The following is a 6,503-nucleotide window of genomic DNA, read 5'->3' as shown; positions in this document are numbered from 1 at the left end:
CACAACGCCCATCGCATCCATCTGCGCGGCGACAGCCTGCGCCGAAAGCTGCACCCAAAGCCGATCGAGGCTTGACCCGACCCGCACACCCGATGAAGACAACCATCAGCCCGGTGACGAGCGGCTACCCATGCCGACATCATTCGGAATCACCTGCCGACATCGCGTCGGAACAGGCTGCCGACATCGCCGGAATCCGCACACCAAGCGGCGCCGAGCCTGGAAAATGCTTCACCTCGCCACCGATGCCGACACGAGCCAGGTCGTCGCCTCGGTGTTGACCGGCAGGGATGCCGATGATGGCTCGCAGGTCGGCTCCTTGCTTGAGCGGGTCGACGGGTCTGTGGCGTCATTGAGCGGCGACGGTGCCTACGATCGGGACGACGTCTATGCCGCAGTGGCGGCCCGGCACCCCGGTGCCGTTGTTGTGGTTCCACCGCGCGCGAATGCGGTGCCGAGCGCCGCGGCCGAGACCGCGCCGACGCAGCGCGACGAGCACTTGCGATGCATTGCCGAGCGCGGCCGCATCGGCTGGCAGCGTGCGTCGGGATACAACTGGCGCGCCCTGGTGGAGGCCGACATCTCCCGGTGGAAGCGCGTTATCGGCGACGGCTTGCGCTCGCAAACGGATGGGCGACAGGCGACCGAGATGGCCATCGCTGCCAAGGTGCTGAACCGAATGCTCGAGCTTGGGCGGCCGGAATACGTCCGCACCGCATGATCTCAAACGCGGGCAGGGACAAATGCGTCCATGCCGCTGACCGGTGCAACACGATGGTGGTGGCCCGCATCGAGGCGAGCACCTTGGGCCTCGACATCCGCTTCGTGGTTACCAGTTTCGACCAGGTCAGCGCCGAGTGGGTCTACGACAGCCTGTACTGCGCGAGGGGGCAGGCGGAGAACCTGGTGAAGCTGCACAAGGCCCAGCTTGCCTCTGACCGCACCTCATGCCGCTCGCCACTGGCCAACCAGGTCCGCCTCGTCCTGCACACCGCCGCCTACTGGCTGCTGCTGACCCTGCGCGACCGCATTCCCACGACGCATGAGTTGGCGGCTGCCGAGTTCGCCACCCTCAGGCTACGCCTGCTCAAGGTGGCGGGCCGGGTCATCGAAACCGCCAGCCGGGTTCGCCTCGCTTTCGCCGCCGCCTGCCCGCATGCCGTGCTGTTCCGCGGCCTCGCCCGCAGCTTCCACCCAGCCGGACCATAGCCAACTGGGCCAATGCCCCGCCGAGCCAACCGCCCAGCAACCTCCAGCGCCGCCCGTCCAAGCCCAACACCGCCGCCGCACGCGGATGCGAACCTGTGCCCGCCGCTCAAATCACCCGTGGGAGCTCCCGCCACTGCCACCCGATGAATAAGAGCGGCTAGTGTTCTGACCGAGACAGAGGATTCCCAGTCCGGTCGTGATGTGCGATCCGGTGCTGATGAGGACCGGAGTAGAGATCCAGCTTTCACCTGAGGATCGGGGGCGGCTGGAGCGGCTGGTGGCGGACCGGAACACGCCACAGAAGCACGTGTGGCGAGCCCAGATCGTGCTGCTGAGTGGTGAAGGCGCCGGCACCATGGAGATCACGCGCCGGACTGGGCAGTCGAAGCCAACGGTGTGGCGCTGGCAGGCTCGGTTCGCGGCTGAGGGCGTTGCTGGTCTGTTGCGTGACAAGACACGGCCACCCGGCCGCAAGCCGTTGGCGGCCTTGGTGGTCCAGCAGGTGGTCACCAAAACCACCACAGAGCGGCCGTCTGATGCGACTCACTGGACGGCGCGGGCGATGGCCCGGGCAGTCGGCATCGCGGTGAGCTCGGTGCAGAAGATCTGGCAGGCGCACGGGCTGAAGCCGCACCTGGTGCGCTGCTTCAAGCTGTCCAACGATCCGGCCTTTGCCGAGAAGCTGGTCGACATCGTCGGACTGTACATGGACCCGCCCGATCGGGCCCTGGTGCTGGCGGTGGACGAGAAGAGCCAGATTCAGGCCCTCGACCGCACCCAGCCGGGCCTGCCGCTGAAGCGGGGCCGTGCGGGCACCATGACGCATGACTACAAGCGCCACGGCACCACGACCTTGTTCGCCGCCCTGAACGTGCTCGACGGCACCGTCATCGGCCGCTGTGCCAAGCGGCACCGGCATCAGGAGTTCATCCGCTTCCTGGGCGTCATCGACGAGAGCACGCCTGCCGACCTCGACTTGCACCTGGTGGTCGACAACTACGCCACGCACAAGCATCCGGCCGTGAAGGCGTGGCTGGCGCAGCATCCGCGCTTCCATCTGCATTTCACCCCGACCTCGTCGTCCTGGCTCAATCTGGTCGAGCGCTTCTTTGCCGAGATCACCCGCAAGCGGATCCGACGCGGCGTGTTCAAGAGCGTCGTCGATCTGGAGGTCGCCATTCACAGCTACCTCGCCGAACACAACGACCATCCCAAGCCGTTCGTCTGGACCGCTAAGCCCAGCGACATTCTCGAGAAGGTCCGCCGCGGGAAACAAGCGTTGGAGTCAGAACACTAGATCCGATCCGAGCCCGGAGGAGAAGCCGTCCTGAACCGGTCGAGGATGTTGCGTGTGATCTGCTGCGTATAAGCGCAGCCCCGCTTCAGCCCCATGACCCACTCGCAGCTCGCGGCGGTCAGCACCTCGCCCCGGCCGCGCCGCATCGACACCATCATGCCGGAGCCGTGGTAGGACTTCGCCAGCGTTTCCTCATCGGCGACGCCATGGATCATCTCGGCCTTCTCATACCAGTCATGCGCGCCGACATAGGCGCGAAGGGTGTAGCCCTCGAGTGGTGCCTCCCCCATTACGGCCGGCGTCATGGCCAGGATCTCGACCGTGTCGGGTGTGCCGTCCTTCCCCGTCGGATAAGGCAGGCCATCGCGGAAGGTGTAGTCGACGCCGTCCACCTCGTAGCCGAAGATGCGCGCCTCAGCCCCGAAGATATCGCCATAGGTCAGGTCGGTATTGGCGAAGGCCCAGTGCTCCGGCCGGTACACGGTGAAGCCTCGGCTGCCGCGCGGGGTGAAGCGGCCCCAATTCGCATAGGTGCCGCCCAACCCGTTCACCCCCACCGTGGTGGCGCCGGGCCAGCGGACATGCCGGTCCTCCCAGGCGCTGGTGAGGCGCGAATCGTCGCCGGTAGCGCGGATCGGGTCCGTCCGGTGGGCATTGCTCTTGTAGCAGATCTGGCGTCTTCCCTCCTCCTCCAGCCGGATCTGCCAGGTAAAATTCGCGCCGAGCCGGGCGAAATGGCCGCCCTTGTCCACATAGGCCTCGATGGCGAGGCGCATCTCCCGCGTCCAATACTCGTCATGCCCGACCACGACGACGCAGGAATAGCCGTCCAGCACCTCCGGGCGCAGCTGGAGGTCGGTCTGGGTGATCGTGTCGAGCGCATAGCCCTCGCGTTCGGCCCAGACGGCGAAGTGCCGGTCATACTGCGCCCAGCCGGTTGCGGCGTAGTAGTAGCTGAAGCCGTTAGCGTAGGACCATTCCTTGAAGTCGTAGCGCAACGGGGTCATCGGCTCGGCGACCGTGGCGCAGATGCGCGGCGCGTTCTCCGGTAGCTTCACCAGGCCACGGGTCCAGGGCCGCTGCAAGCTCAGCAGCGGCGACATCGCGTTGCGCTCCGGCCCGTGGCTGCCGCCATAGTGGTTGGCACCGCCCCAGTCGTTATAAGCGGTGTAGGTGCAGGTCGGTAGCAGGTGCAGAACCCGCCCCGGATGCGCGCCGGCTGAGGGACGGACGACAAAGAAATGGTGTTGGACGAAGCGGCCGCCCTGCCGCCGCGCAACGCTGGATTCGACCAGGTAGAAGCCGGAGGGCAGGTCGCCGGGCAGCGTCCAGCTGTGCAGCACCGGCCAGCCGCAGCCCGCCTCATAGGCGTCCACCGGCATCGGGGTCTCCTGGCCAGGCAAGCCTTCCTCCCGGTGCACGACCGTGGGGTTCAGCCCGTCGCGCGTCACCTCGATTGTCCAGGCCTCGGCATTGGTGCTGCCGTGGAACTGCACGGTCTCGCCCGGCGTGTAGGAGATGGCGTCGGTATAGACATGGATCTCGTGCCACGCTGGGTCGTTGCGCGGGGCCTCGAAGGGGCGCATCTCCTGCCAGTGATGGTCCCCTGACGTGGGATATACGAGGCGGGGGCCGACATTGACGGTGCTGTCCGGCCGGGCAGTAGGGTCATCGTAAAGCGGCATGGGTATCGTGGCTCGCTGGTTGCGGCTGCAGTCAGGACTTTTGCACGTTATAGAACAGCGGGAAGCCCTCGATCAGGCCCGTGACATTGCTGCGGAAGGCGGTGGGCGGGGTGTAGGCGCCGGTCGGCAGGTAGGGAACGTCCTCGAAGGCCTGCAGCTGGATCTGCTCGGTGATGCGCTTCTGGTCGGTCAAGCTGTCGGCGGCGAGGAACTGCTCCCGCAGGGCCTCGATCTTCGGTAGGTCGGGCCAGCCGGAGGTGCCGGCCCTGCCCGGCCCGCGGACATAGGATTGCGTCGCCGGGTTCAGCGCGATGATGCCGGGGATGTAGTTGCACCAGGCGCTCCAGCCGCCCCTGTCCAACCCGTCCCGGTTGTTCATCACTCGGCCCGCGACTGAGCCCCAGTCGGAGGCCTGATAATCCAAGTTGATGCCAACCCGGCGGAACATGTCGCCAGCGATCTCGCTCATGGCATTTAGAGCGGTGAGGTCGGTCGGGACTGTCAGCACCACCTTCTCGCCCTTGTAGCCTGCGGCCTGGAGGTTGCGCTTTACCTTGTCGTAGTCCGGCGCCCCGGCCATCACCTCCAGCCCCGCCTCGGTCGCCAGCTGCGTGCCGGGCAGGAAGAACCCGCAGCGGTCGTTCCAGAGCGAGCGGTCGTCGCCCATGACCGCCGTCATGTAGTCGGTCTGGTTAATGGCCGGCAGGAAGGCGCGGCGTATCGCCGGGTTGTCGAAGGGCGGCTGCAGGTGGTTGAGGCGTATCATGCCCATCAGCCCGGCCTTGTCCTTCACCGCCACTGTCACGTTGCGGGCACGCTTCAGCAGCGGAAGCAGGTCGGCCGTGGGCTGTTCCCACCAGTCCACCTCGCCCCGCTGCAGGGCGGCGCCGGCCGTCGCGGCATCCGGGATGGTGTGCCACTCCACCCGGTCCACCCGGGCGACCTTACCACCGGCAAGGAAGCTCACCGGCTCGTTGCGCGGCTTGTAGCCGGCGAATCGCTCGTAGACTGCGCGCGACCCGGCCATGCGCTCGTTCGCCACCCAGCGGAACGGGCCGCTGCCGACGATCTCCGTGACCTGGACGGAGGGCGGGTTCCTGGCGAAGCGCTCCGGCATCACCGGGCAGTAGGAGGATGGCTTGGCCAGCGCGGTGGCCAGCAGCGGGAAAGGCTTCTTAAGCTTCACCAGGAAGACGCGGTCAGAGACCACCGTCATCTCGTCGGTGATGGCGCGGATGTTCTGGCCCAGCACATCGGCCTTGGTCCAGCGGTCGATGCTGGCGACGGCGTCTCGGGCCAGGATCGGGGAGCCGTCATGGAAGGTGATGCCGTCGCGCAGGGTGATGCGCCAGCTGCGCCCGCCATCTTCGATGACATGGCCCTCGACCAGCTGCGGCCGGGCGATGTAGCTGCTGTCCAGGCCGTACAGCTGATCGTAGACCATCATGCCGTGGTTGCGCGTCACGAGCGCCGTGTTGAACACGGGGTCAAGCAGCGTCAGGTCCGATTGTGGAACAAACTTGAGCAAAGCCAGCGCCCCTGCGGTTCCCTGGGCACGCACGACGCTGGGTCGCGCCAGCGCCGAAGATGAGGTGCTGGCCATTAGGGCCAGGAAACCGCGACGCTTCACGATAGACCTCCACCTTGCATCTGGAGTTTGCGGCATAGCGGCCGACCTGGCCAATCCCACTGTTACTGAATCCTGGCGAGGTCAGATGGACCCATCCCCCACCGCCACATCGTCTGGCGAATGCTGACGCGTATGCTGATTCCAGCAAAGACCGTAGGTTGACCTTTGCCGCGCCGAACGCCTTCATGGAAGAAGTGGAGCGGGGCAGAGGCGCCGTATTTTTCATACCGCATGTCCACTTCCCAGGATCAAAAGGGACCGCGAGAGCGGCTGCGATGAGTGCCTTTCAGCCTGACCTGCCTGCTTGGCGGCTCGGGACGGGGGTGCCGCCCTGAGCCGCATGAGACGTTTCGCGGAAGTCGTTAAATCTCCGTGGCCTCTGACAGGGTAAGGACATCCTCAGCATCAACGCCGAGGTACCTCACCGTGCGGCATTGCCAAGTTGAAGATCAGACGCCGAAATGACTGCTACTTTATGTCACGGGATAGACGACTATGGTAACAAAATTGGGGTGCACAGACCGATTTCGGATTACCAATTGCGATTTTTCGATGCGATCTCGCACGAGTTGACAATGCCCTCGGTCAGGATCTCGTCCAGGTCGTCCGACCTGAGAGCAAGTTCGCCGGTTCTGTTGCGAAGTTTGCGGCGGATTGCGAATAGCCGCGACAGGCTCCGGAT

General features: G+C 65.6%; 4 protein-coding genes and 1 pseudogene. 3 read left to right on the top strand and 2 right to left on the bottom strand.

What is annotated here, in order from left to right:
• The 3 genes and pseudogenes from AC5JJ1_RS10265 to AC5JJ1_RS10255 form a co-directional block, all read left to right on the top strand.
• Positions 1–721: transposase (locus tag AC5JJ1_RS10265; protein ID WP_495785019.1), on the top strand; the 721-nt coding region annotated here is incomplete at its 5' end.
• Between the two features lie 41 nt (positions 722–762).
• A pseudogene (locus tag AC5JJ1_RS10260) lies at positions 763–1,209 on the top strand (transposase); the annotation flags it as partial.
• Positions 1,210–1,426: 217 nt separating this feature from the next.
• The gene (locus AC5JJ1_RS10255; RefSeq protein WP_495785020.1) at positions 1,427–2,506 is read left to right on the top strand and encodes an IS630 family transposase; all 1,080 of its coding nucleotides are present in this window, start codon (positions 1,427–1,429) and stop codon (positions 2,504–2,506) included.
• Here the strand turns inward: AC5JJ1_RS10255 and AC5JJ1_RS10250 are convergent.
• Entirely contained in the window at positions 2,503–4,191 is a 1,689-nt protein-coding gene (locus tag AC5JJ1_RS10250; protein WP_495785018.1) for a N,N-dimethylformamidase beta subunit family domain-containing protein, read from the bottom strand. The genes AC5JJ1_RS10255 and AC5JJ1_RS10250 overlap by 4 nt on opposite strands.
• Positions 4,192–4,222: 31 nt before the next feature.
• Complete coding sequence (locus AC5JJ1_RS10245; protein WP_495785017.1) at positions 4,223–5,821, bottom strand: ABC transporter substrate-binding protein; 1,599 nt, start codon at positions 5,819–5,821, stop codon at positions 4,223–4,225.
• Positions 5,822–6,503 lie beyond the last annotated feature (682 nt).

The sequence above is a fragment of the Belnapia sp. genome (genome assembly GCF_059504005.1).
Note: the sequence above shows the minus strand (reverse complement) of the source record. Positions and strands in the feature narration are given on the sequence as shown.